Here is a 24,322-nt window from a genome sequence, read left to right as displayed (position 1 = left end):
GGTTACTTGTTCTCCTCGGTACGGGCGGAGGCGGAGGGCAGGGCGGTCTCGGAGCCGCCGAGCAGCAGGTACAGGACGGCCATACGGGTGGAGACGCCGTTCGCGACCTGCTCGACGGCGGTGCAGCGGTCGGAGTCCGCGACCTCGGCGGTGATCTCCATGCCGCGGACCATCGGGCCGGGGTGCATGACGATGGCGTGCTCCGGCATCCGGGCCATGCGCTCGCCGTCCAGGCCGTAGCGGCGGGAGTACTCGCGCTCGGTCGGGAAGTACGCGGCGTTCATCCGCTCACGCTGCACACGCAGCATCATCACCGCGTCCGACTTCGGCAGCACGTCGTCGAGGCGGTAGCTGACGTCGCAGGGCCACTGCTCGACGCCGACCGGCACGAGGGTGGGCGGGGCCACCAGGGTGACGTGCGCACCGAGCGTGTGCAGCAGATGGACGTTGGAGCGGGCGACCCGGCTGTGCAGGACGTCCCCGACGATCGTGATCCGGCGGCCTTCGAGGTCACGGCCGATCCCGGCGTCGTGCCCGACCAGCCTGCGGCGGATGGTGAAGGCGTCCAGCAGGGCCTGGGTGGGGTGCTCGTGCGTGCCGTCGCCCGCGTTGACGACGGCGCTGTCGATCCAGCCGGACGTGGCGAGGCGGTAGGGGGCTCCGGAGGCGCCGTGCCGGATGACGACGGCGTCGGCGCCCATCGCCTCCAGGGTCAGGGCGGTGTCCTTGAGCGACTCGCCCTTGGAGACGGAGGAGCCCTTCGCGGAGAAGTTGATGACGTCGGCGGAGAGGCGCTTGGCGGCCGCCTCGAACGAGATCCGGGTCCGCGTCGAGTCCTCGAAGAACAGGTTGACGACCGTGCGTCCACGCAGTGTGGGGAGCTTCTTGATCGGCCGGTCCGCGACCCGTGCCATCTCCTCGGCGGTGTCGAGGATCAGGACGGCGTCGTCGCGGGTGAGGTCGGCGGCCGAGATCAGGTGACGGGGGGTCCGGGGGTTTCCCCCGGGAGGGCGCAGCATCTGGGGTCTCCGTGAAGGGTGGAGGATTCAGGCAGGCGGGCGTGCGGAAGCGGCCGTGCGACCGATGGGGCGCACGGGACGGGACGCTGCTACTGCTCGCCTGCCGGGACGGTCTGCTTGACGCCGAGCAGCACGGCGTCGCGGCCGTCCTCCTCGGCGAGCTGGACCCTGACCGTCTCCCTCAGCGACGTGGGGAGGTTCTTGCCGACGTAGTCGGCACGGATCGGGAGTTCGCGGTGGCCGCGGTCGACGAGGACCGCGAGCTGCACGGCACGGGGCCGGCCGATGTCGCCGAGCGCGTCGAGTGCGGCGCGGATCGTGCGGCCGGAGAAGAGCACGTCGTCGACGAGGACGACCAGTCGGTCCTCGATGCCCTCACCGGGGATCTCGGTGCGTCCCAGGGCGCGCGCGGGGCGCATCCGGAGGTCGTCGCGGTACATCGTGATGTCGAGCGACCCGACCGGCGTCTTCCGGCCGGTGATCTCTTCGAGCTTCGCGGCGAGCCGGCCGGCGAGGAAGACCCCGCGTGTCGGGATGCCGAGGAGCACCACGTCGTCGGCGCCCTTGGCGCGTTCGACGATCTCGTGGGCGATTCGGGTCAGCACCCGGGCGATGTCGGGAGCCTCGAGAACGGGGCGTGCCGCATTGCCGGTGTGGTCATGCTGTGCGTCCATAAGAAACGGACCTCCTTCTCCGCCTCACTGGACGGACGTTAAAGGACGTCGAAATTGCGTCATCCACGTTACCAGGGCTTGTGCGACGCCCAGGCCCCGCCCCCAGGAGGTGGCAGTCCGGACCTTTCGGCTTGACGCAGCCAAGTAACGCTGCGTAACCTCACAGTGAGTTACCAGCCACGCGGCCCAGCCGCAGAATGTTCCAGCGTCCGGGGAGCCTTATGTCCAGCGAATACGCAAAGCAGCTCGGGGCCAAGCTCCGCGCCATCCGCACCCAGCAGGGCCTCTCCCTCCACGGCGTGGAGGAGAAGTCGCAGGGCCGCTGGAAGGCCGTCGTGGTCGGTTCCTACGAGCGCGGCGACCGCGCCGTGACCGTGCAGCGCCTTGCCGAGCTGGCCGACTTCTACGGCGTTCCGGTGCAGGAGCTCCTGCCCGGCACGACCCCCGGTGGTGCCGCCGAGCCGCCGCCGAAGCTCGTCCTCGACCTGGAGCGCCTCGCCCACGTGCCGCCGGAGAAGGCCGGACCGCTGCAGCGTTACGCCGCGACGATCCAGAGCCAGCGTGGCGACTACAACGGCAAGGTGCTCTCGATCCGCCAGGACGACCTGCGCACCCTTGCCGTGATCTACGACCAGTCGCCGTCCGTGCTCACGGAGCAGCTGATCAGCTGGGGCGTGCTGGACGCCGACGCGCGCCGCGCGGTCGCCCACGAAGAGGGCTGACCAGCCCTGACCGACGAACGTACCGCCGGGCCGGCGGGGTCCTGAGGACTCCGCCGGCCCGGCTTTTCGCGCGTGCCGTGCGATGTCCGGTCCCATGCCCCGGCGATGCCCGGGCCGACGACCCGGACGGGCGCCTGCGCGGCCCTTGCACGGGCCTCTGACGGCCCCGCCGCAGCCTCTGGTACGGCCTCTCCGGTACGCCGATGGGCCCACGGTCAGGTCGACCGTGGGCCCATCGTTCGGCTCTACGCCGCCGGGGTCACTGCTCCCGGCGGAGGTTCGGCTTGAGGTCCTTGAACCTGGCCAGCAGGCCGTTCACGAAGGTCGGGGAGTCGTCCGTGGAGAACTCCTTGGCGAGCTGGACCGCCTCGTCGATCACCACGGCGTCCGGGGTGGAGTCCATCCAGATCAGCTCGTACGCGCCGAGCCGCAGGATGCTCCGGTCGACGACCGGCATGCGGTCGATCTCCCAGTCCACGGCGTAGGTGACGATGAGGTCGTCGATCCGGTCCGCGTACTGTGCGTACCCCTCGACCAGCTCCATCGTGAATTCGCCGACCGGCGGCTGACGGTCGTCGGTCCGCGAGAGCCGTACCCAGTCCGCGAGGACCGTCTGCACGGACTCACCGCGCTGGTCGGCCTCGAAGAGGATCTGGAAGGCGCGCTTGCGGGCCTTGTTCCGGGCAGCCACGGTTAGCTGTTCACCCGGCCGAGGTAGTCGCCCGTGCGGGTGTCGACCTTGATCTTCTCGCCGGTGGTGATGAAGAGCGGGACACCGATCTCGTAGTCGGTCTCCAGGGTGGCGGGCTTGGTGCCACCGGTGGAGCGGTCGCCCTGGACACCGGGGTCGGTGTGCTTGATGGTCAGCTCGACCGCGGCGGGCAGCTCGACGTACAGCACCTCGCCCTCGTGCTGGGCGACGGAGGCGGTGAAGCCCTCGATCAGGAAGTTGGCGGCGTTGCCGACGGCCTTGCGGTCGACCATGAGCTGGTCGTACGTGTCCATGTCCATGAAGACGAAGTACTCGCCGTCCATGTACGAGAACTGCATGTCCCGGCGGTCGATGGTGGCCGTTTCGACCTTCACACCGGCGTTGAACGTCTTGTCGACGACCTTGCCGGAGAGCACGTTCTTGAGCTTGGTGCGCACGAAGGCGGGGCCCTTGCCGGGCTTGACGTGCTGGAACTCGACGACGGACCAGAGCTGGCCTCCGTCGAGCTTGAGCACCAGGCCGTTCTTGAGGTCGTTCGTGGAAGCCACGGTTGCGGAATCTCCTGGACTGAAAGCTGGTGGACAACCAACGAACGCGCGCTAGAGCGCGAGCAGCTCCTTGGTCGTAATGGTGAGTAGCTCGGGTCCGCCGTCCGCCTCGGGGCGCACGACGAGCGTGTCATCGATCCGGACACCGCCCCGGCCCGGGAGGTGGACCCCCGGTTCGACGGTGACCGGCACACAAGCGTCCAGTTTACCCATGGCTGTCGGTGCCAACTGCGGGTCCTCGTCGATTTCGAGCCCGACCCCGTGCCCGGTGCTGGGCTGGAGGCCGTCCGCGTAGCCCGCCGAGTCCAGGAGATGGCGGGCGGCGCGGTCCACGTCACGGTAGGCGGCGCCGGGGAGAAGGGCCTCCCGTCCGGCCCTCTGAGCGGCGAAAACAAGGTCGTAGAGCTCGATCTGCCAGTCCGCGGGGCTGGTCCCGATGACGAACGTCCGGCCGATCTCGCAGCGGTATCCGCGGTAGTTCGCTCCGAGGCACACGGAGAGGAAATCACCCTCCTCGACCCTGCGGTCCGTGGGCCGGTGGCGGGCCTGGCCCGAGTGGGGGCCGGTCCCGACGGAGGTGGGGAACGCCGGGCCGTCCGCGCCGTGGTCCACCAGCCTGCGTTCGAGTTCCAGGGCGAGGTGACGCTCGGTGCGGCCCACCAGGATCGATTCCAGGAGCTCTCCGAGCGCCTGGTCGGTGATCTCGGCGGCGATCCGCAGACAGGCGATCTCCTCCTCGTCCTTGACGATCCTCAGCTGCTCCACCGTGGAGCCGAGGTCGGCCAGCCGCAGACGCGGGGCGACGGAGAGCATGGCGCGGTGCCGGGAGACCGTGAGGTCGTGCTCCTCGACGGCGAGGGAGTCCGCGTCCAGCGAGAGGGCCAGTCCGGCCGCGGCGACGACCGGGTCGCCCGCCGGATCGGGCAGCACCTCCAGCCGCAGCCTTTCGTCGGGCCGCCCGTGGGAGGTGTCGCCGGACGGCACCCGGGGGCAGAGCAGCACGTCCGCACCGGGGCCGAGCAGCAGCACGGCGCCCGGCGGGGCCCCTCCCGAGAGATAGCGGACGTTGGCGGGGCGGGAGACCAGGGCGGCCGCGGATCCGGCGGCGGCGTACCGGTCACGCAGCAGCCCGCGTCGGACGGCGTACACCTCTGACATGTTTTCGAGCCTACGAGCGACGGCGCCGGCCCGCCCGGTCAGCGCACCCGACCGGGAACGGCAGGGCCGCTACCAGGCGGGCGGGCTGGCTATGGAGCGCGCCAGGACGTCGTCCAGGACCCGGGCGGTCGTCTCGACGTCGTAGGTGCTGTTGTCGATGATCGGCAGACCCGAGCCGTACCACCCGGCCATCCGGCCGTGGATCCTGGCCACTTCCTCGTCGGAGAGCCTGCGGTTCCCGCTGCGGGCCGCGTTGCGCTCCAGGACGACCTCCAGGCCGGGCAGGAGCACCACGGGCAGCAGCCCGGGACCGACGTGCCGCTTCCAGCCCCCGAGGCCGACGACGGGCCGGTCGGGGAAGACGGCGTCGTCGAGGATGCACGAGATGCCGTTGGCCAGGAAATTACGGGCGGCGAAGCCGCAGGTGCGCCGGGCCAGGCGGTACTGCGCCTCCGAGTGGTCGTTCCATCCGGCCTGCGGGTCGGCGAAGCCCGAGCAGACCCACTCGCGCACGTCGTCCAGGGAGACGTGCGCGGTGGGGACCCGGCGGCGGCCCGCCCAGAGCTTGGCGACCGTGGTCTTGCCGGCCCCGGCGGGGCCGATCAGGAGCACGGCGAGGGTCGCCGCGCCCGTACCCGGCTCGGCCGGCGGCGCCGGCAGCGGCACGGGGCCGCCCGGCGGGAGCTGGATGTGCCCGGTGGTCTCCCGGGAGGGCGGCACAGGAGCGTGCTGGGGCACGGGCGCCTGGGGCGCGGGTGCCCCGGGCGCCGGCGCCATGGGAGGAAGGGGCGGCGGCGTCGGCCTGCCGGGGTGGTTCGAGTGCTGGGCCTGGTGCGTCCACGGCCCGTTCCCGGGACCCTGGGGCGGCGGCAGCGGGGCCCCCACTGCGTGCTGCATCCGGTGCCACTCCGTCTCGTGCAGGCAACTGGCGCTGGTCGACGGCAACCGTACCTTCCCCGGCCGCCACGCTGTGAACGGGCGGGGAAGGCACGAAGTGCCCGGTGTGTCAGTCCGTCAGTTCGTCGGCCAGGGCCCGCAGGGCGAGCCGGTAGGAGCCGATCCCGAACCCTGCCACGGTGCCGGTGGCCACGGGGGCGACCACCGAGGTGTGGCGGAATTCCTCCCGTGCGTACGGATTCGAGATGTGCACCTCGATCAGCGGGGCGGTGCGCTGCGCTGCCGCGTCCCGCATTCCGTACGAGTAGTGCGTGAAGGCACCCGGGTTGAGAACGACCGGAATCGAACCGTCCGCCGCCTCGTGCAGCCAGCGGATCAGCTCGCCCTCGTCGTTGGTCTCCCGGACGTCCACGTCGAAGCCCAGCTCCTTGCCGAGGGTCCGGCAGGTGTCGACGAGACCGGCGTAGGACGTCGCTCCGTAGACGTCGGGCTCACGGGAGCCGAGACGTCCGAGGTTCGGGCCGTTGAGCACGAGGACCCTGCGGGTGCTCACGCGGAGACCTCCCCGTAGGCGGCGAGCAGGACGGCCGGGTCGGGGCCCTCCAGCACGGCGGGCTTGCCGACGCCGTCCAGGACGATGAAGCGCAGGAGGTCGCCGCGGGACTTCTTGTCGACCTTCATGTTCTCCAGGAGCTTGGGCCACTGGTCACCGCGGTAGGTGAGCGGCAGTCCGACGGACTCCAGGACGGCGCGGTGCCGGTCGGCGGTGGCGTCGTCGAGGCGTCCGGCGAGCCGGCCCAGCTCGGCGGCGAAGACCATGCCCACCGAGACAGCCGCGCCGTGGCGCCACTTGTAGCGCTCGTTCTTCTCGATCGCGTGGGCCAGGGTGTGCCCGTAGTTGAGGATCTCCCGCAGACCGGACTCCTTGAGGTCGCTGGAGACGACCTCGGCCTTGACCCGGATGGAGCGCTCGATGAGCTCCGCGGTGTGCGGTCCGGCGGGTGTGCGGGCGCCCTGGGGGTCCGCCTCGACGAGGTCGAGGATGACCGGGTCGGCGATGAAGCCGGCCTTGATGATCTCGGCCATTCCGGAGACGTAGTCGTTGACCGGCAGCGAGTCCAGCGCGGCGAGGTCGCAGAGCACCCCGGCCGGCGGGTGGAAGGCACCGACGAGGTTCTTGCCCTCGGCGGTGTTGATGCCGGTCTTGCCCCCGACCGCCGCGTCGACCATGGCGAGCACGGTCGTCGGTACGGCGATCCAGCGCACCCCGCGCAGCCAGGAGGCGGCGACGAACCCGGCGACGTCGGTGGTGGCGCCGCCGCCGACGCCGACGATGACGTCGGTGCGGGTGAAGCCGGTCTGGCCGAGCGCCTTCCAGCAGTAGGCGGCGACCTCGACGGTCTTGGCCTCCTCCGCGTTGGGCAGCTGGATCGCGATGGCCTCGTACCCCTGCGCGGCAAGGTCCTCCCGGACCGCCTCGCCGGTCTCGGCGAGCGCCTCGGGGTGCAGGACGGCGACCCGCTTGGCGCGGTCACCGATGAGGTTCGGCAGCTCGCCGAGGAGCTGGCGGCCGACGAGCACCTCGTACGGGTCGGTGCCCGCGGTGCCGGCGATCCGGATGCGCGTGGTGGCCTGCTCGCTCATGCGTGTGTTCTCCCGGCCGGGCTGCACGGGCTGGACCGCGCGCTCCGGCAGTTCCGTTGCGTCGAGGACCGCCTGGGCGACCTCCTCGGGGGTGCGTTCGTCGGTCGCGACGGTCGCACCGGCCACTTCCTCGTACAGGCGGCGCCTGGCCTCCATGAGCTCGCGCCACTGGCGTCGCGGGTTGACGGCGAGCAGGGGGCGGGCGGTGTTCAGCCCGACCCGCTTGACCGCCTCGTCCACTCCCATGGAGAGGTAGACCACCCGGTGGCCGGCGAGCAGCGCACGCGTCGACTCGTCGAGCACGGCACCGCCGCCGAGCGCGAGGACACCCGGGTGCCCGGCGAGCGAGTCCCGTACGGCCTGGCGCTCCAGGTCGCGGAAGCGCTCCTCGCCCTCGTCGAAGAAGATGTCCGGGATCGACTTGCCGGCCGTGGCCACGACATCCGCGTCGGTGTCGCGGTAGCTGGTGCCGAGCCGCTCGGCGAGCAGCTCGCCCACCGTCGACTTGCCGACGCCCATCGGGCCGACCAGGACGATCAGCGGGCCGCTCACCGGATCTGGAGGTGCGAGAGGTACGACTGCACGTTGCGGTGGGTCTCGGGGACGCTGTCGCCGCCGAACTTCTCCGCGACCGCGTCGGCCAGCACCAGGGCGACCATCGCCTCGGCGACGATCCCGGCGGCGGGGACCGCGCAGACATCGGAGCGCTGGTGGTGCGCCTTGGCCGCCTCGCCGGTGACGACGTCGACCGTGGCGAGCGCGCGGGGGACGGTCGCGATGGGCTTCATCGCGGCGCGGACCCGCAGCAGCTCACCGGTGGTGAGCCCGCCCTCGGTGCCGCCGGAGCGGCCGGAGGTGCGCCTGATCCCGTCCGGGGTGGCCACGATCTCGTCGTGCGCCTTGGAGCCGGGAACCCGGGCCAGGTCGAAGCCGTCGCCGACCTCGACCCCCTTGATGGCCTGAATGCCCATCAGCGCCGCGGCCAGACGGGCGTCGAGCCTGCGGTCCCAGTGCACGTGCGAGCCGAGTCCGACCGGCACGCCGTACGCGAGCACCTCGACGACCCCGCCGAGGGTGTCGCCGTCCTTGTGGGCCTGGTCGATCTCCGCGACCATCGCCTTCGACGCGTCCGCGTCCAGACAGCGCACCGGGTCGGCGTCGAGCCGCTCGACGTCGGAGGGCTTCGGGTAGACACCGTAGGGCGCCTTGGCCGCGGCCAGCTCGACGACGTGGGAGACGATCTCGATGCCCGCGGTCTCCTTGAGGTAGGAGCGGGCGACGGCGCCGAGGGCCACACGGGCCGCGGTCTCCCGGGCGCTGGCGCGCTCCAGGACGGGCCGAGCCTCGTCGAATCCGTACTTCTGCATGCCGGCCAGGTCGGCGTGGCCGGGCCGGGGGCGGGTCAGCGGAGCGTTGCGGGCCTGCTCGGCCAGCACCTCGGGGTCGACCGGGTCGGCCGACATGACCTGCTCCCACTTGGGCCACTCGGTGTTGCCCACCATGACGGCGACGGGCGAGCCCATGGTGAGGCCGTGCCGGACGCCGCCCAGGAAGGTGACCTCGTCCTTCTCGAACTTCATCCGCGCGCCGCGCCCGTAACCGAGCCGTCGCCGGGCGAGCGCGTCCGCCACCATCTCCGTGGTGACCGGGACGCCGGCGGGAAGACCCTCCAGCGTCGCCACCAGTGCGGGGCCGTGCGATTCCCCCGCGGTCAGCCAGCGCAACCTGCTCAACGGTGCTCCTCATGCTCGCGCCTGATACTGCGACGGCGCGACCGGGTGCGCGGCCCTGGCCCGCCATGTCCGATCCTCCCACGATCGGGAGGGCCGCCCTGCCGCCGGTCCAGCAGACGGACGTTTCGGCCCTGTCTCCACGGGATGAAGGGCCGGGTACGGACGGGATGCCTAGTGGCTCCGTGCCGCGAGCGCCGCTTCACCGGCCGCCCGCATGGCGGCGACCGGCGCGTCCAGACCGGTCATCTGTTCCACCTGGAGGACCGCCTGGTGCACGAGGAGGTCGAGGCCTCCCACGACACCGGCGCCCGTGGCCGCCCAGCGCGAGGCCAGGGCGGTCGGCCAGGGCTCGTAGAGCACGTCGAAGAGGGTTCCGGGGGCCGACGGGACCACGTCCGCAAGGGTGTCCGTGGTGCCGGCCGGGGTGGTGGCGACGACCAGGGGGGCGTGCAGCGCCTCCTCGGCCTCGGCCCAGTCCGCGATGCGGACGTCGGCCCCGAGGCGCTCGCCCCAGCCGCGCATCTCGTCGGCCCGTGCCGCGCTGCGCACATAGGCCGTGACGGGCCCGGTGCAGATCTCGGCGAGGGCGGCCAGCGCGGAGGACGCGGTCGCTCCGGCTCCGAGGACAGCGGCTGACTCCACCTTCTCGACCCCGCGCTCACGCAGGGCCGCGATCATCCCGGGGATGTCCGTGTTGTCGCCGAGGCGCCGGCCGTCCTCGGTGAGGACCAGGGTGTTGACGGCCTCGACCGAAGCCGCTGTCGGACTGATCTCGTCCAGCAGCGGGATGACGGCGCGCTTGAGCGGCATGGTCAGGGAGAGCCCCGCCCAGGACGGGTCCAGCCCCTCGACGAAGCCGGGCAGCGCCGCCTCGTCGACGTCGAAGCTGTCGTACGACCATCCCTCCAGACCGAGCTCCGCGTACGCGGCGCGGTGCAGGGCCGGGCTGAGGGAGTGGGCGATGGGCGAGCCGAGGACGGCGGCGCGGCGGGTGGTGCTCACTGGTTGGCCTTGTTCTCTTCGTACTGCTTGCGGTTGCGCTCGTGCTCCTCGTTCGTCACGGCGAACAGCGTCTTGTCCTCGGTGACGGAGACGAAGTAGTACCAGGGACCGGACGCGGGGCTGATCGCCGAGTGCAGTGCGTCCGCGCCCGGATTGGAGATCGGGCCGAGTGGCAGGCCCTTGATGCTGTACGTGTTGTACGGATCGTCGATCTTCCGCAGATCGTCGACGGCTCCCACATCCAGCGTGCTCTCCGCCCGGATGTAATTGATCGTCGAGTCGAATTCGAGCCTTCCGACGGTTTCGAGATTGTCCGGCTTGAGCCGGTTGTAGACAACCCTCGCGACCTTGTCGAAGTCGTGCTTGTACTTGCCTTCTTTCTGGACGAGGCTCGCCACGGTGATGACGTCGAGCGGAGAGTCCAGATTCAGCTTCTCGGCATTCGCCTCGAGATCGAGTTTCCCGTATTCCTTGTTGGCCCGGGTGACCATCTTCTTCAGCGCGTCCTCGGGCTTGGAGCCCTTGGGGACCGCGTACGCCGCCGGGAAGAGGAATCCTTCCAGCGGGTCCTTGATGCCCGGGTCGTCGTCCGCCCATTCGGGCAGCCCGAGGCTCTCGGCCTTCGTCTTCGCGACACCGGCGGTGGTACCGGGCTTGAGCTTCAGCCTCTTGTCGATCGCCGCGTAGACCCCGGTGGTGCTGGTGCCCTCGGGAATGATCATCGCGTCCTGGCTGGACGGGCTCAGCATCAGCTCGACGGCACTGTCGGCGGACATCTCCTTCTTCAGGAGATAGACGCCGGCCTGGATGGACTTCCCTTTGGGATTCCCGTTCTGCGCGGAAATGAAGGCATCGACCGATTTCACGACACCGGCCTTCTTCAGGGTGTTCGCGATCTCGTACCCGAGGGCACCTTCGGGGATCTCCACCTGGACCGAGCCCGAGCCGCTCCCCGTGTAGTCGGGGGCCTCGCCGAACTGGCTCTGGTAGTACGAGTAACCGAAGTAGCCCACCCCGCCGAGCCCCCCGACGAGGACCGCGGCGACACCGAGGCACGCGCAGCCGTTGCGGCTCTTCTTCTTGCCCTTGCCGCGACGGTCGCCGCCCCGCCGGGATTCGCGCGGGTCGTCGTCGTAGTCGTCATCGTCGCCCCGCGAGCCGCGCGACCCGCGCGAGCTCCGGGATTCGCGCTCCTCGGCCGGCTCGTCCGCGCCGGTGAAGAAAGGATGCGTCTCCTCCTGCGGCACGTCCGGGTCCCAGTCCTGGCCCTGCTGCTGGGGCGCCTGCTCACGGCGCCCCGGAGGCTGCGGCGGGGGGTAGGCCTCGGGGGTGCCGTAGTAGTCGGCCTGCTCGCCGTAGCCGCCGGAATCGCTTCCGTACGGGGGCTGCTGCTGCGCTCCGTACGGCATCGCCGCCTGCTGGCCGGTGTCCCAGCCGCCGTTGTCGTACTGCGGCTGCTGGGGCTGGTGGTGCTGAGGGGGCTGCTGCTGGCCGTAGGGGTCGTACGGCTGCTGCTGGTGCTGCTGCTGGTACGGGTCCTGCTGCTGGTGCTGCTGGTACGGGTCCTGCTGGTAGCCCTGCTGGGCGTACGGGTCCTGCGCGTAGGGCTGCTGCTGGCCGTCGTACTGGCCCTGGCCGTGGGCGGCCTGCTGGCCTCCCCATCCCTGGTCCCCGTACAAGGGGTCCTCGGGATGCCACGGTTCGGAGCCGGGGCCCCGGCCATACTCAGTCATCGATCCCCTTGAGCCGCGAGACGACGCTCCGTCTCTTCGCTTTGCTGTGCGGTGTCTGTTCGAACACCGGCGCATCGCGCGGAACGTTACCGTATCGCGATCAGACAACCACTTCGACGCCCTCGCCCGGAGCAACGCCTGACGCCCGTTCGGACTCCAGAGCGTTCTGAAGGATCACCACAGCGGCAGCCTGGTCGATGACAGACCGGCCCTTCTTGGACTTCACGCCCGAAGCGCGCAGGCCCTGAGTGGCCGTCACTGTGGTCATCCTCTCGTCCAGGAGACGTACAGGAATCGGTGCGATCGCACGGGCGAACACCTGGGCGAACGCACGGACCTTCGCGGCGGCCGGGCCCTCCCCGCCCCCGAGGGAGCGGGGAAGCCCGACGACGACCTCGATCGGCTCGTACTCCTCGACGATCTGGCCGAGCCGCCGGTGGGCGGCCGGGACGTCACGTCCCGGCACGGTCTCCACCGGCGTGGCGAGGATCCCGTCGGGGTCGCACGAGGCGACCCCGATCCGGGCATCGCCGACATCGATCGCGAGTCGGCGTCCCCTGCGCATCTGCGACATCTCCGGCGTCACGCCGTCTCGGTGACGAGGCGTTCGACAGCGGCGACGGCGTCGCCGATGGCGTCCGGGTTCTGGCCGCCGCCCTGGGCGACGTCCGGCTTGCCGCCGCCACCGCCACCGAGGGTCTTGGCCGCGGTGCGGACGAGGTCACCGGCCTTGAGGCCGCGCTCTCGGGCGGCCTCGTTGGTGGCGATGACCGTCAGCGGGCGGCCGTTGGCGGTGGTGAACAGGGCCACGACGGCCGGCCGGCCGCCCTGGATGCGCCCGCGCACGTCGAGGACCAGCTTGCGCAGGTCGTCGGCCGTGGTGCCGTCCGGCACCTGCCCGGTGACCAGGGCGACGCCCCGTACGTCCTTGGCGGACTCCACGAGCCCGGCGGCGGCGGCGAGCACCTTCTCCGCGCGGAACTTCTCGATCTCCTTCTCAGCGTCCTTCAGCTTGCCGAGCATGCCGGAGATCTTCTCGGGGAGCTCCTCGGGGCGGCCCTTGAGCAGCTCCTGGAGCTGGGCGACGACCGTGTGCTCCTTGGCGAGGAAGTTGTACGCGTCCACGCCGACCAGGGCCTCGATGCGGCGCACCCCGGAGCCGATGGACGATTCGCCGAGCAGCTTCACCAGGCCCAGCTGGGCGGTGTTGCCGACGTGCGTACCGCCGCACAGCTCCTTGGAGAAGTCGCCGATGGTGACGACGCGGACCCGCTCGCCGTACTTCTCGCCGAACTCCGCGATGGCGCCCTGCTTCTTGGCGTCGTCGATGGACATGACCTCGGCCTGGACGTCGAGTTCCCGGGCGAGGACCTCGTTGATCTTCTGCTCGACGTCGGTGAGGACCGTGCCGGGTACGGCGGCGGGCGAGCCGAAGTCGAAGCGGAAGCGGCCGGGCGAGTTCTCCGAACCGGCCTGGGCGGCCGTGGGGCCGAGAGCGTCGCGCAGCGCCTGGTGGGTGAGGTGCGTGGCGCTGTGGGCGCGGGCGATGGCGCGGCGGCGGGTGTTGTCGATGGCGGCGTAGGCGGAGGCGCCGACGGTCACCTCGCCGACCTGGACCGAGCCCTTGTGGACCGAGACGCCCGGGACGGGCTGCTGCACGTCGCGGATCGTGATGACGGCGCCGGTGTCGAGCCGGATCCGGCCCTGGTCGGCGAGCTGGCCGCCGCCCTCGGCGTAGAAGGGGGTGCGGTCGAGGACGACCTCGACCTCGTCGCCCTCGGAGGCGGCGGGCGAGGGCACACCGTCGACGAGCAGGCCGACGATCTTCGACTCGCCCTCGATGCTGGTGTAGCCGGTGAACTCGGTGACGCCGGAGTTGTCGGCGACCTCGCGGTAGGCGGACAGGTCGGCGTGCCCGGTCTTCTTGGCCTTGGCGTCGGCCTTGGCCTTGTCCCGCTGCTCCTGCATGAGCCGGCGGAAGCCGTCCTCGTCCACGGAGAGGCCCTGTTCGGCGGCCATCTCCAGCGTGAGGTCGATCGGGAAGCCCCAGGTGTCGTGGAGCAGGAACGCCTTGTCGCCGGCCAGGACCTTGCCGCCGGCGGCCTTGGTCTCGGTGACGGCGGTCTCGAGGATGTTCGTGCCGCCCTTGAGGGCCTTCAGGAAGGCGGCTTCCTCGGCGAGGGCGACGGTCTCGATGCGCTTGCGGTCGGTGATCAGCTCCGGGTACTGCTGCCCCATGGTGTCGACGACGACGTCGACGAGCTCGCGGACGACCGGCCCGGTGGCGCCCATGAGGCGCATGTTGCGGATGGCACGGCGCATGATGCGGCGCAGGACGTAGCCGCGGCCCTCGTTGCCGGGGGTGACGCCGTCGCCGATGAGCATGACCGACGTACGGATGTGGTCGGCGACGACCCGGAGGGAGACGTCGGAGCCCCGGTCGGCGCCGTAGCGGACGCCGGTGAGCTCGGTGGCCTTGTCCATCACGACGCGCAGGGTGTCGGTCTCGTACATGTTCTGCACGCCCTGCAGGATCATGGCGAGGCGTTCGAGGCCGAGACCGGTGTCGATGTTCTTCGACGGCAGGTCCCCGAGGATCGGGAAGTCCTCCTTACCGTCGCCGGCGCCCCGCTCGTACTGCATGAAGACCAGGTTCCAGATCTCCACGTAGCGCTCGTCGTTGACGGCGGGGCCGCCCTCGACACCGAACTCCGGGCCGCGGTCGTAGTTGATCTCGGAGCACGGGCCGCAGGGTCCGGGGACGCCCATGGACCAGAAGTTGTCCTTCTTGCCCAGGCGCTGGATGCGCTCGGCGGGGACGCCGATCTTGTCGCGCCAGATCTGCTCGGCCTCGTCGTCGTCGAGGTAGACGGTGATCCAGAGGCGCTCGGGGTCGAGCCCGAAGCCGCCGTCCTCGACGGAGCTCGTGAGCGCCGCCCAGGCGAACTCGATGGCGCCTTCCTTGAAGTAGTCGCCGAACGAGAAGTTGCCGCACATCTGGAAGAACGTGCCGTGCCGGGTGGTCTTGCCGACCTCTTCGATGTCCGGCGTACGCACGCACTTCTGCACGCTGGTGACGCGCGGGGCGGGCGGCTTGACCTCGCCGAGGAAGTAGGGCTTGAAGGGAACCATGCCCGCGGGGACCAGCAGCAGAGTCGGGTCGTCCGCGATGAGCGACGCCGAAGGCACGACGGTGTGACCGCGCTCCTCGAAGAAGCTCAGCCAGCGGCGGCGAATTTCAGCCGACTCCATTAGTGGTCCTCATTCCGGTTGTTCGAGTTGTAGGGAAGTGTCCGATGGGGGACGAGTTCGGGGTCGCGCGGCGCCTCGATGCCGAGTGCTCCGCCCAGTTCCGCCTCGCGCCTGACCATGCCCTCACGCACGTCGAGGGCGAAGTCCTTCAGCTTGTGGCCCGCTTCGAGTGCCTTGTCGGCGGCCTGCGCCGCGAGGCTCTCCGGGGTCAGCTGCCGGATCTTGCGGTTGACCTTGGTGGTGGCCCACACACCGGCGGCTGCGCCGGCGGTGAACCAGAACGTACGGCGGAACATCGCTGCGTCAGTCCTTCTGTCCGCGGGAGCTTCGGCCGGTCCGCTTCTTGTCGCGGGCGGACGGCACGGTACGGCCGACGATCACGGTGCGGCGGGCGGCCTTGCGGTCCGGCTCCGGCTCCGCCGAGGTACGGCGGCCGATCGCCTGCCGCACCCCGTAGCCGAAGGCCGCGACCTTCACGAGCGGACCGCCGAAGGTGGAGGCGACGGTGGTGGAGAGCGCCGAGGCGTTGGAGGTGACCTCCTGGACGTCGCTCGCGATGGCGTCGACCTTGTCCAGCTGGGTCTGCGCGGAGCGCAGCGTGGCGGAGGCGTCGGCGAGCAGCGGGACCGCCTGCTCGGTCACGTCCGCCACCAGCGCGGTGGTCGCCTTGAGCGTCTGGGCCAGCCTCACCAGTACCACGGCGAGGAAGGACACCAGGATCGCCCAGAAGACAGCCACCAGGATGCCGGCCACCTCTCCACCGGACACAGTGCACCGCTCTCTGCTCGTCGCCCGCATCGGCCGGGGCATCTCCCGGCCGGCGTTCTGCCTGTCTCTGTTCGGCCGGCGCGCACTGCCACCACTGCCGATCGTCGTCCCCCGAGCCTATCGCGCCGGGCGTCACGCGCCGTACCGCATTACGGGCGGGCGGCGCGGCCCGTCGAGCGGACCGCGGCACGGGTCGTGGAGCGGGCCCCGGGAGCGGGGAGATTGTACGGAGAGCTTATGTGCCAGTACTCTGCGTGTTTCATGCGACGCCCTCAGCGCCCCTCCCCCACGCCCGACGACGCGGAGCCCGTCCCCGTACGCGGAAATCTCCCGGCCGAGCTGGACACCTTCGTGGGCCGCCACGACGAGCTGCAACAACTCGACTCGCTCCTGCGGGAGTCCAGGCTCGTCACCGTGGCCGGAGTCGCCGGGGTCGGGAAGACCCGCTTCGCGTCACGGGTCGCGGCGCTCATGGAGAAACGGTACTGCGATGGCGTGTGGATCGCCGAGCTGTCGTCCGTCCACGATCCCGAGCTGCTCGAACACGCCCTGGTCGACGCCCTGGGGCTGACCGATCACACCCACCGGCCTCCGCGCGCCGTTCTGGTCGAACACTGTTCGGAACGCAGCCTCCTTCTGGTGATCGACGGTTTCGAACATCTCCTCGACGCGTGCGCCGGGCTGGTGAGGGAACTGCTGCGCCGGGCGCCGCGCCTCCAGGTGCTCGCCGCCGGGCGCCGTCCGCTGCGGGTGGACGGTGAACGCACCTTCACCCTGGCGCCGATGGGCGACGACGACGCCATGGAGCTCTTCACCCGGCGCGCCGCGGCGGTACGGCCCGGCTTCCGGCTGGCGGACGGCGACCGGGAGACGGCACGCGAGCTCTGCCGGCGCCTCGACGGCATCCCGCTCGCCCTGGAGCTGGCGGCGGGACGGCTGCGGGCCCTGACCGTGGAGCAGGTGCTGCAACGCCTCGACGACCGCTTCCGGCTGCTGACGGGAGGCAGCCCCAACGCGCTCCCCCGCCACCAGACGCTGCGTACGGCCATCGGCTGGAGCCATGAGCTGTGCGCCCCCGAGCAGCGGATGCTGTGGGCGAGGCTCTCGGTGTTCGCCGGGCAGTTCGACCTGGAGGCCGTCGAGTACATCTGCGGCGGCGCCGGACTGCCGGCCGACTCGGTGCTCGACGTCCTCGACGAACTGCTGGCCCAGTCCGTGGTGCTGCGCGAGGACTCGGCCCTCGGCTGCCGCTACCGTCTGCTGGACACCGTGCGGGAGTACGGCGCCGAGTGGCTGCGGGCGACCGGTGACGCGGACCGCCTGCGCCGCAGACACCGGGACTGGTACCTGGGGCTCGCCACCTGGTGCGAGCTCGACTGGTTCAGCCCCAGACAGGCCGACGCCGCCGCCCGGATCGACAGCGAGCTGCCCAACCTCCGCCAGGCGATGGAGTGCTCGATGGAGAGCCCCGACGAGGTGCATCTCGCGCAGTACCTCGCGGGGACCCTCTGGTTCTACTGGACCGGATGCGGCCGTCTGTCGGAGGGCCGCCACTGGCTGGAGCACGTCCTGGAGGAGGAGTCCCCCTACGACCACTCACGGCTGAAGGCCCTGTGGGTGCTGGGCTATGTGGCGGTGCTCCAGGGGGACCCGGTCGGCGCGGTCTCCGCCCTTCAGGAGTGCCGCGAGGAGGGTGAACGCTCGGGGGACGCCGCCGCCGTGGCCTACGCCGTGCACCGCACGGGCTGCCTCTCGATCGTCACGGACGACCCGGGGCGCGCCGAGGAACTGCTGCGCGAGGCGCTCACGCGCTACCGGGAGATCGGCGAGCTGAACAGCAACGTCCTGATGGCCCAGGTCGAACTGGGCATGGCCGTGGCCTTCCTAGGGGACCTGGACGGGGCCGCGGCGATCTGTGCCGAGGTCCGCGAGATCTGCGAGGACCACGGCGAACGGTGGGCCCTGGCCTACGCGCTGTACGTCCTGGGCTTCACCGCGCTGGAGGCGGGACTGAGCGGGCGGGCGCGCCGGATGCTGGAGGAGGCCCTGTCGATCGGGCACACCTTCGACGACCTGCTCGGCACGGCCCTCTCGCTGGAGCTGCTCGCCCTGATCACGGCGGTCGAGGGCGACGCCACCGAGGCGGCGGTGCTGCAGGGGGCGGCGGACCGGATCTGGCCCTCGGTGGGGCTGCCGCTGTTCGGCTCCGCCCACTACGGCAGGCCCCGGCTGCAGTGCGAGGAGCGGGCCAGGGCGGTACTGGGCGACGTACGGTACGACGCCGCGCGCAGGGCGGGCCGTCTGCTGGACACCCGGGGGGCGGTGGCACGGGCCCTCGGCACCGGCGGGGAGGCGGGGGCGCTCCCCGATCCGGGGCCCGGCGGCTCGGGCGCGGGGGAAACGCGAAGGCCCGCCGCCTCCCGTACGACAGGGAGGGGCGGGCCCGAGCTCGGTTGAGAGCTGCGCCTGCGTCAGCGGGCGTAGTACTCGACGACGAGCTGCTCGTCGCAGATGACCGGGATTTCCTTGCGGTTCGGGTCACGGTCCAGGCGGAAGGCCAGGGCCTTCAGGTTCACCTGGAGGTAGCGCGGGGTCTCGCCGTCCGTGTCGTAACCACCCTCGCGGGCCACCTGGAAGGGGACCTTGGAGCGGCTGCGCTCGCGGACCTGCACGACGTCGTCGGGGCGCACGCGGAAGGACGGCTTGTCGACCTTGCCACCGTTGACCTCGATGTGGCCGTGGACGACCATCTGGCGGGCCTGGTAGATGGTGCGGGCGATGCCCGAACGCAGGACCAGGGCGTCGAGGCGGCGCTCGAGCTCGACGACCAGCGCCTCGCCCGTCTTGCCCTCGGCCTTACGGGCGCGGTCGTAGGCACGCGCCATCTGGCGCTCGCTGATGTCGTACTGCGCACGCAGACGCTGCTTCTCGAGCAGACGGACCTTGTAGTCCGAGTTCTGCTTGCGGCCACGGCCGTGCTCGCCCGGCGGGTAGGGGCGGGCTTCGAAGTACTTGACAGCCTTCGGCGTCAGGGCGATGCCGAGGGCACGCGACTTCTTGACCTTGGGACGCGACTGGTTAGGCACGTTCTCCAGACCTCCGTTGTAGGTTAGGTTAGGCTTACCTTACTCAAGGAGATCGCATGTCTCGCCCTGGGAACACCACACACGTCACGGACAGCACAGACAGCGGCAGCACACCAGAAGGTGCTGCTACGACGGAAGGCCGATCTGATCGTGGTCAGCCGCGTCCCAGCGGGCTTGAAAACACTCGGATGCCGTCAGCAGCCGAGCGCACACGAACTCTCGTACAGAGTACCTGCTCCGCGGTGCTGCTCGTACCGGGGCTGTCGGTGGTCCACCCGGACCAGCTGATGCCCGACTCCAGGAGCGTCGGTCCCGAGGGGGACCTCTTCCTCGGATTCCCCGCGGATTCGCCGCTCGTACGGGCCGCGACGCACGCCCAGGGCGACGAGCTGACCGCCGTGCTGGAGATCACCGACGTCGCACCGGTCTCCGTCCCGCACCGGATCCGCGGCCGGGCCCGCGTCGCCGGCTGGCTCACCTCCGTGCCGGGGCTGGCGCAGCCCGGCCGGATGATGCTCCGGCTGGAGTTCGGGGACGCGTCGATCGACGACCTGTGGGGATACGAGGAGGTCGAGCCCGAGGACTTCAGGGACGCCGTCCCCGATCCGATGGTGGACCACGAGGCCGAGCTGCTCCAGCATCTGCACGCCGCCCACGGCGAGCAGATGGCGACGCTGTCCGCGCTGCTCGGCGAGCGGGCGGAGTGCGACTGCCCGGAGAACCGGCCGCGGGCCGTGCCCGTCGCACTCGACCGCTTCGGCCTGCGGGTGCGGTTCGTCGAGGGCGGCGGGGCCTGCTTCGACGCCCGCTTCGAGTTCCCCGATCCCGTACGCGACATCGCGGAGCTGCGCCGCGCGATGCACACGCTCTTCGAGGCGGCGGCCTGCTGAGCCGCGGCCGTCAGGCGGCGCACACCCGGTCCGCGGCCGTCACGAGGACGCGGGACCGTCCGGACCGACGCGGCCGAGCCGCTCGCGGACCCGGTCCGCCACGTCCGCGTAGCGCGCCTCCGCGCCGTACCGCGTGGGTTCGTAGTAGCGCCTGCCGCGGACGGCGTCCGGGGCGTACTCCTGGGCGGCGATACCGCCGGGGACGTCGTGCGGGTAGACATAGCCCTGGGCATGGCCCAGCTTGGCGGCGCCCTTGTAGTGGCCGTCGCGCAGATGGGCGGGGACGGGGCCCGCGAGGCCCCTGCGCACGTCCTCCTGCGCCGCGGAGATGGCGAGCGTCGCCGCGTTGGACTTGGGGGCGAGCGCCAGCGCGATCGTGGCGTGGCTGAGGGTGAGCGCCGCCTCCGGGAAGCCGATCATGGCCACGGCCTGGGCGGCCGCCACCGCGGTGGGCAGCGCCGTCGGGTCGGCGAGGCCGATGTCCTCGCTGGCGGAGATCATGAGCCGCCTGGCGATGAAGCGCGGGTCCTCCCCCGCCTCGATCATCCGGGCCAGATAGTGCAGGGCGGCGTCCACGTCGGATCCGCGGATCGACTTGATCAGGGCGCTCGCGACGTCGTAGTGCTGATCGCCGTCACGGTCGTACTTCACGGCGGCGCGGTCGACGGTCTCCTCGAGCGTCGTGAGCGTGATCTCCCGCTCGTGCGTGGTGAGGGCGGCTCCGGCAGCGGCCTCCAGGGCGGTCAGCGCGCGCCGGGCGTCGCCGCCGGCGATCCGCAGCAGATGCGCCTCGGCGTCCTCGGGCAGGGTGACGGCACCGCCCAGACCCCGCTCGTCGGTCAGGGCCCGCCGCAGCAGCGCGCGCAGGTCCTCGTCGGTGAGCGGCTCCAGGGTGAGGAGCAGCGAGCGGGACAGCAGCGGGGAGATGATCGAGAAGTACGGATTCTCCGTGGTGGCCGCGATCAGCGTGACCCAGCGGTTCTCGACGGCGGGGAGCAGGGAGTCCTGCTGGGCCTTGGAGAAGCGGTGGATCTCGTCGAGGAAGAGGACGGTCTCCTTGCCGAAGCCGCCGGTGGCGCGGCGCGCGCCCTCGATGACGGCCCGGACCTCCTTGACGCCCGCGGTGATCGCGGAGAGCTCGACGAAGCGCTTGTTGGTGGCCTTGCTGACCACGTACGCCAGGGTCGTCTTCCCCGTGCCGGGCGGACCCCAGAGGATCACCGACGAGGGGCCCGCCGGGCCTCCGCTGCCCTCGCCCACGAGGCGGCGCAGCGGCGAGCCCGGCTTGAGCAGATGCTGCTGGCCGACGACCTCGTCCAGCGTGCGGGGGCGCATCCGGACAGCCAGAGGGCTGCTGGACGGGTCCTTCTCCTGGCGGTCTTCGGCTGCTGCGGTAAAGAGGTCGGGCTCCACGCGTGAAGCCTATGTCACCCCACCGACAGACCCGCCTGCCGCGTCAGCTGGTCCAGAAGTCCCACCAGCGGGTCAGGATCAGCATGCCGATGATCCCGATCCAGAGCACCGGCGGCACCCAGTGGAACTCGCTGAGGGCGTTCCGCAGCCAGGCGGGCGCGGGCAGGATGCCGTGCTTGATGTTGTGCGTGGTGACGTAGCAGAACATGAAGATCGTGGCGACCCAGGCCAGGCAGCACCAGAGGCAGAGCGAGTTGATGTTGTACAGCGACTGGTACTGGAGCCAGGTGCAGAAGCCGACGCCGAACAGCGTGCCCGCGTTGAGGCCCAGCCAGTACCAGGCGCGGAAGCGGGCACCCGCGAGGAGCGCCATGCCGATGCCGATGACCACGGAGTACGTGGCGATGCCGAGCATCGGGTTGGGGAAGCCGAAGGCGGAGGCCTGCTCGCTCTTCATGATGTTGCCGCACGCGACCACCGGGTTCAGGCTGCATCCCGGCGTGAAGCTCGGGTCCTCCAGCAGCTTGAACTTGTCGATCGTGATCACCCAGGCGGCGAGCAGTCCGGCGGCGCCGGTGATCACCAGCAGCAGTGCGAGCGCACGGCTGCCGCCGAAGGTCCTGGCTCCGTTGTCCTCGTCCTGTTCGGAGGAGGGATGATCTACCGCTGCCATCGTCATATCGCCGTTCCATCACTGAGTAGCCAGCCGGGCACCGGTCATTGTGCCGCACAGCCGTCGTGGCCATCCGTTCGATCGGCATAAAGGTGTGCGCGGGGAGGGCCCGCCCGGGCACGCCCGGACGCGCGGTCCCCACGGCGCGGGCGGGGCGCCGCTTCCCCGGCGCGCGACGGCGGTCCCGTACCCGAAATCGGGCCGGAGGGTGAATCCCCGCCCCTGTCATTGACGGCCGACGGGTCCGGGGCGCCCTGCGCCCGCCCGCTCGGGCCGGGACGCACTGTGCCCGCCCGGTCGGACCGGGCGGGCACAGGGGTGGAGCAGGGAGCGGATCAGGCCAGCTTGGCCCGGACCGTGGCCACGAGCGCGTCCAGCGCGACCGGTTCCTGGTCGCCGGACTCCATGTCCTTGAGCTGGACGGCGCCGTCGGCGAGATCACGCTCACCGGCCACGATCGTGAAGCGTGCGCCGGAACGGTTCGCGCTCTTCATCGCGCCCTTCAGCCCACGGCCGCCGAACGCGAAGTCCGTGGCGACCCCCGCCTTCCGCAGCTCGGTGACCAGGCCGAAGAGCACCCGCCGGGCCTCCTCGCCGAGCGGGACGGCGTACACGCTGGTGGTGGAGGGGATCTCCAGCTCGACGCCTTCGGCCTCCAGTGCCAGCACCGTGCGGTCGACGCCGAGGGCCCATCCGACGGACGGCAGGGCCGGGCCGCCGATCATCTCGGACAGGCCGTCGTACCGGCCGCCGCCGCCCACGGCGGACTGGGAGCCCAGGCCGTCGTGGACGAACTCGAAGGTGGTGCGCGTGTAGTAGTCGAGGCCGCGGACCAGTTTCTCGTCGTCCTCGTACACCACGCCCGCAGCCGTCAGCAGATCGCGGACCTCCTCGTGGTACGCCTTGCAGGCGTCGCAGAGGAAGTCACGGAGCATCGGGGCGCCGGTCAGCTGCTTCTGGACGTCGGGCCGCTTGTCGTCGAGCACCCGGAGCGGGTTGATCTCGATGCGGCGACGGGTCTCCTCGTCGAGATCGAGGTCGCGCAGGAACGTCTGGAGCGCCTCGCGGTAGACGGGGCGGCACTGCTTGTCGCCGAGCGAGTTCAGCAGGATGCGGAACTGCGTGAGCCCGAGCGCGCGGTACGCCTGGTCGGCGAGGATGATCAGCTCGGCGTCGAGCGCGGGGTCCTCGGTGCCGATGGCCTCGGCACCGACCTGCGAGAAGTGGCGGTAACGGCCCTTCTGCGGGCGCTCGTAGCGGTAGTACGAGCCGGAGTACCAGAGCTTGACGGGGAGGTTGCCCGCCTTGTGCAGGTTGGCCTCCAGCGCCGCGCGAAGTACGGACGCCGTGCCTTCGGGGCGCAGCGCGAGCTTGTCGCCGCCCTTGGTCTCGAAGGCGTACATCTCCTTGGAGACGATGTCGGTGGACTCGCCGACTCCGCGTGCGAACAGGGCGACGTCCTCGAAGCCGGGCGTCTCGATGTAGCCGTAGCCCGAGTTCTTGAGGGGCTCGGCGAGCGCCTCGCGCACCGCGAGGTACGTCGCGGAGTCCGGCGGGATCAGGTCGTACGTGCCCTTGGGGGCCTGGAAGGTGCTCACGGTTCTTTCTCTCGTCACATTCCTCGGCGGGGCGCGTCCAGGCCGTGCAGATACGGATTGGAGGCGCGCTCGCGGCCGATGGTCGTCTGGGGGCCGTGGCCGGACAGCACCACGGTCGAGTCGTCGAGCGGCAGGCACACACGGGCCAGCGACTCGAGCAGCTCGGCGTGGTCGCCGCCGGGCAGGTCGGTGCGTCCGACGGAGCCGGCGAAGAGCAGGTCGCCCGAGAAGAGGACCTGCGGGACATCCGCGGCCTCGGGCATCCTGAACGTCACCGACCCCTTGGTATGGCCGGGCGCGTGCGCGACGCCGAACTCCATGCCCGCCAGCTTCAGCCGGGCACCGTCGGCCAGCTCCTTGACGTCGTCGGGCTCGCCCACGGTCAGCTCGCCCATGAGCGGCATCCCGATGGAGCGGCCGAGGGCCTTCTCCGGGTCGCTCATCATGTAGCGGTCCTCGGGGTGGATCCAGGCGGGGACGTCATGGGCGCCGCAGACGGGGACGACCGAGGCGACGTGGTCGATGTGGCCGTGGGTGAGCACGACGGCGACGGGCTTGAGCCGATGCTTCTTCAGTGCTTCCTCGACGCCCTGGGCGGCCTGGTGGCCGGGGTCGATGATCACGCACTCCTCGCCTGCGGCGGGGGCGACCAGGTAGCAGTTGGTCCCCCAGGCCCCGGCGGGGAACCCGGCAATGAGCACGATCGTCCTTAGTGTTCGTCCGACGAGGAGGGCCGCGGAGGGGAAGGCGGCAGATCAGAGCCTACCGGCGCTCCTCATTCCACAGCTAACCCATATACC

23 protein-coding genes are annotated in these 24,322 nt (G+C 71.0%); 3 read left to right on the top strand and 20 right to left on the bottom strand.

Features of this window, described 5'->3' with window-relative positions:
* Window positions 1–2 precede the first annotated feature (2 nt).
* Together AMK10_RS30130 and pyrR are read right to left on the bottom strand one after the other, a co-directional pair.
* Window positions 3–1,019, bottom strand: coding sequence for an aspartate carbamoyltransferase catalytic subunit (locus AMK10_RS30130; protein WP_073751724.1), 1,017 nt, complete (start codon window positions 1,017–1,019; stop codon window positions 3–5).
* A gap of 89 nt (window positions 1,020–1,108) precedes the next feature.
* A complete protein-coding gene (gene pyrR / locus AMK10_RS30125; RefSeq protein WP_073751721.1) occupies window positions 1,109–1,693 on the bottom strand; it encodes a bifunctional pyr operon transcriptional regulator/uracil phosphoribosyltransferase PyrR in 585 nt (194 codons plus the stop codon).
* Window positions 1,694–1,914: 221 nt separating this feature from the next.
* Between pyrR and bldD the strand changes: the two genes are divergently transcribed.
* Window positions 1,915–2,415, top strand: a complete 501-nt coding sequence (gene bldD / locus AMK10_RS30120; protein ID WP_014044812.1) for a transcriptional regulator BldD — start codon at window positions 1,915–1,917, stop codon at window positions 2,413–2,415.
* A gap of 259 nt (window positions 2,416–2,674) precedes the next feature.
* Here the strand turns inward: bldD and nusB are convergent, their stop codons facing one another.
* The 13 genes from nusB to AMK10_RS30055 form a co-directional block, all read right to left on the bottom strand.
* Window positions 2,675–3,106 (bottom strand): transcription antitermination factor NusB, encoded by a 432-nt coding sequence (nusB, locus tag AMK10_RS30115; protein WP_073751719.1) that lies wholly within the window; start codon window positions 3,104–3,106, stop codon window positions 2,675–2,677.
* 2 nt (window positions 3,107–3,108) lie between these two features.
* Window positions 3,109–3,675: an elongation factor P gene (gene efp / locus AMK10_RS30110; RefSeq protein ID WP_073751716.1), complete on the bottom strand. Its 567-nt coding sequence runs from the start codon at window positions 3,673–3,675 to the stop codon at window positions 3,109–3,111.
* A 51-nt stretch (window positions 3,676–3,726) separates the two neighbouring features.
* On the bottom strand, window positions 3,727–4,833 hold the full coding sequence (locus AMK10_RS30105; RefSeq protein ID WP_073751714.1) for an aminopeptidase P family protein: 1,107 nt from the start codon (window positions 4,831–4,833) through the stop codon (window positions 3,727–3,729).
* Window positions 4,834–4,902: 69 nt separating this feature from the next.
* Complete coding sequence (locus AMK10_RS30100; RefSeq protein WP_073751712.1) at window positions 4,903–5,730, bottom strand: Pro-rich N-terminal domain-containing protein; 828 nt, start codon at window positions 5,728–5,730, stop codon at window positions 4,903–4,905.
* Between the two features lie 109 nt (window positions 5,731–5,839).
* Window positions 5,840–6,283, bottom strand: a complete 444-nt coding sequence (gene aroQ / locus AMK10_RS30095) for a type II 3-dehydroquinate dehydratase (RefSeq protein WP_073751710.1) — start codon at window positions 6,281–6,283, stop codon at window positions 5,840–5,842.
* Window positions 6,280–7,926 carry a 3-dehydroquinate synthase gene (aroB, locus tag AMK10_RS30090; protein ID WP_073751708.1) on the bottom strand — a complete coding sequence of 549 codons (1,647 nt, stop codon included), beginning with the start codon at window positions 7,924–7,926 and terminating at the stop codon, window positions 6,280–6,282. The genes aroQ and aroB overlap by 4 nt, the downstream gene beginning before the upstream one ends.
* Window positions 7,923–9,107, bottom strand: coding sequence for a chorismate synthase (aroC, locus tag AMK10_RS30085; RefSeq protein ID WP_073751706.1), 1,185 nt, complete (start codon window positions 9,105–9,107; stop codon window positions 7,923–7,925). The genes aroB and aroC overlap by 4 nt, the downstream gene beginning before the upstream one ends.
* 171 nt (window positions 9,108–9,278) lie before the next feature.
* Window positions 9,279–10,109: a shikimate dehydrogenase gene (locus AMK10_RS30080; RefSeq protein ID WP_073751704.1), complete on the bottom strand. Its 831-nt coding sequence runs from the start codon at window positions 10,107–10,109 to the stop codon at window positions 9,279–9,281.
* On the bottom strand, window positions 10,106–11,842 hold the full coding sequence (gene mltG / locus AMK10_RS30075; protein WP_073751701.1) for an endolytic transglycosylase MltG: 1,737 nt from the start codon (window positions 11,840–11,842) through the stop codon (window positions 10,106–10,108). Before mltG ends, AMK10_RS30080 begins: the two co-directional genes overlap by 4 nt.
* Before the next feature lie 100 nt (window positions 11,843–11,942).
* Complete coding sequence (gene ruvX, locus AMK10_RS30070) at window positions 11,943–12,416, bottom strand: Holliday junction resolvase RuvX (protein ID WP_198959825.1); 474 nt, start codon at window positions 12,414–12,416, stop codon at window positions 11,943–11,945.
* 8 nt (window positions 12,417–12,424) lie between these two features.
* Window positions 12,425–15,094: an alanine--tRNA ligase gene (alaS, locus tag AMK10_RS30065; protein WP_073751697.1), complete on the bottom strand. Its 2,670-nt coding sequence runs from the start codon at window positions 15,092–15,094 to the stop codon at window positions 12,425–12,427.
* Window positions 15,094–15,390, bottom strand: coding sequence for a hypothetical protein (locus AMK10_RS30060; protein WP_073751696.1), 297 nt, complete (start codon window positions 15,388–15,390; stop codon window positions 15,094–15,096). The genes alaS and AMK10_RS30060 overlap by 1 nt, the downstream gene beginning before the upstream one ends.
* Window positions 15,391–15,397: 7 nt before the next feature.
* The gene (locus AMK10_RS30055; RefSeq protein ID WP_073751695.1) at window positions 15,398–15,847 is read right to left on the bottom strand and encodes a DUF948 domain-containing protein; all 450 of its coding nucleotides are present in this window, start codon (window positions 15,845–15,847) and stop codon (window positions 15,398–15,400) included.
* Between the two features lie 276 nt (window positions 15,848–16,123).
* Here AMK10_RS30055 and AMK10_RS30050 point away from each other — a divergent pair, with 276 nt between their 5' ends.
* Complete coding sequence (locus AMK10_RS30050) at window positions 16,124–18,319, top strand: ATP-binding protein (protein ID WP_073751694.1); 2,196 nt, start codon at window positions 16,124–16,126, stop codon at window positions 18,317–18,319.
* Window positions 18,320–18,333: 14 nt separating this feature from the next.
* On the opposite strand, the gene rpsD is transcribed toward AMK10_RS30050, so the two are convergent.
* Window positions 18,334–18,948, bottom strand: coding sequence for a 30S ribosomal protein S4 (gene rpsD, locus AMK10_RS30045; protein ID WP_014157362.1), 615 nt, complete (start codon window positions 18,946–18,948; stop codon window positions 18,334–18,336).
* A gap of 188 nt (window positions 18,949–19,136) precedes the next feature.
* On the opposite strand from rpsD, the gene AMK10_RS30040 reads away from it, so the two are divergent.
* Window positions 19,137–19,838 (top strand): DUF2470 domain-containing protein, encoded by a 702-nt coding sequence (locus AMK10_RS30040; protein ID WP_073751693.1) that lies wholly within the window; start codon window positions 19,137–19,139, stop codon window positions 19,836–19,838.
* 39 nt (window positions 19,839–19,877) lie between these two features.
* Here AMK10_RS30040 and AMK10_RS30035 read toward each other — a convergent pair whose 3' ends face one another.
* The 4 genes from AMK10_RS30035 to AMK10_RS30020 form a co-directional block, all read right to left on the bottom strand.
* The gene (locus AMK10_RS30035; RefSeq protein ID WP_073751692.1) at window positions 19,878–21,251 is read right to left on the bottom strand and encodes a replication-associated recombination protein A; all 1,374 of its coding nucleotides are present in this window, start codon (window positions 21,249–21,251) and stop codon (window positions 19,878–19,880) included.
* A gap of 43 nt (window positions 21,252–21,294) precedes the next feature.
* Window positions 21,295–21,930: a vitamin K epoxide reductase family protein gene (locus AMK10_RS30030; RefSeq protein WP_073751691.1), complete on the bottom strand. Its 636-nt coding sequence runs from the start codon at window positions 21,928–21,930 to the stop codon at window positions 21,295–21,297.
* Window positions 21,931–22,259: 329 nt separating this feature from the next.
* Entirely contained in the window at window positions 22,260–23,522 is a 1,263-nt protein-coding gene (gene hisS, locus AMK10_RS30025; RefSeq protein ID WP_073751690.1) for a histidine--tRNA ligase, read from the bottom strand.
* 14 nt (window positions 23,523–23,536) lie between these two features.
* Window positions 23,537–24,223: an MBL fold metallo-hydrolase gene (locus AMK10_RS30020; RefSeq protein ID WP_073751689.1), complete on the bottom strand. Its 687-nt coding sequence runs from the start codon at window positions 24,221–24,223 to the stop codon at window positions 23,537–23,539.
* Window positions 24,224–24,322 lie beyond the last annotated feature (99 nt).

The sequence above is a fragment of the Streptomyces sp. CB02058 genome, assembly GCF_001905505.1.
In the GTDB taxonomy this organism is placed as follows: Bacteria; Actinomycetota; Actinomycetes; order Streptomycetales; family Streptomycetaceae; genus Streptomyces.
The sequence above is the reverse complement of the archived record's forward strand: the minus strand, read 5'-3'. Positions and strand labels throughout refer to the sequence as shown.

Bases quoted from the DNA above. Each gene is read 5' to 3' on its own strand.
- AMK10_RS30130 (WP_073751724.1), bottom strand. From the start codon at position 1,019: ATGCTGCGCCCTCCCGGGGGAAACCCCCGGACCCCCCGTCACCTGATC.
- pyrR (WP_073751721.1), bottom strand. From the start codon at position 1,693: ATGGACGCACAGCATGACCACACCGGCAATGCGGCACGCCCCGTTCTC.
- bldD (WP_014044812.1), top strand. From the start codon at position 1,915: ATGTCCAGCGAATACGCAAAGCAGCTCGGGGCCAAGCTCCGCGCCATC.
- AMK10_RS30105 (WP_073751714.1), bottom strand. From the start codon at position 4,833: ATGTCAGAGGTGTACGCCGTCCGACGCGGGCTGCTGCGTGACCGGTAC.
- AMK10_RS30100 (WP_073751712.1), bottom strand. From the start codon at position 5,730: ATGCAGCACGCAGTGGGGGCCCCGCTGCCGCCGCCCCAGGGTCCCGGG.
- mltG (WP_073751701.1), bottom strand. From the start codon at position 11,842: ATGACTGAGTATGGCCGGGGCCCCGGCTCCGAACCGTGGCATCCCGAG.
- ruvX (WP_198959825.1), bottom strand. From the start codon at position 12,416: ATGTCGCAGATGCGCAGGGGACGCCGACTCGCGATCGATGTCGGCGAT.
- alaS (WP_073751697.1), bottom strand. From the start codon at position 15,094: ATGGAGTCGGCTGAAATTCGCCGCCGCTGGCTGAGCTTCTTCGAGGAG.
- AMK10_RS30060 (WP_073751696.1), bottom strand. From the start codon at position 15,390: ATGTTCCGCCGTACGTTCTGGTTCACCGCCGGCGCAGCCGCCGGTGTG.
- AMK10_RS30050 (WP_073751694.1), top strand. From the start codon at position 16,124: ATGCGACGCCCTCAGCGCCCCTCCCCCACGCCCGACGACGCGGAGCCC.
- AMK10_RS30040 (WP_073751693.1), top strand. From the start codon at position 19,137: ATGCCGTCAGCAGCCGAGCGCACACGAACTCTCGTACAGAGTACCTGC.
- AMK10_RS30030 (WP_073751691.1), bottom strand. From the start codon at position 21,930: ATGACGATGGCAGCGGTAGATCATCCCTCCTCCGAACAGGACGAGGAC.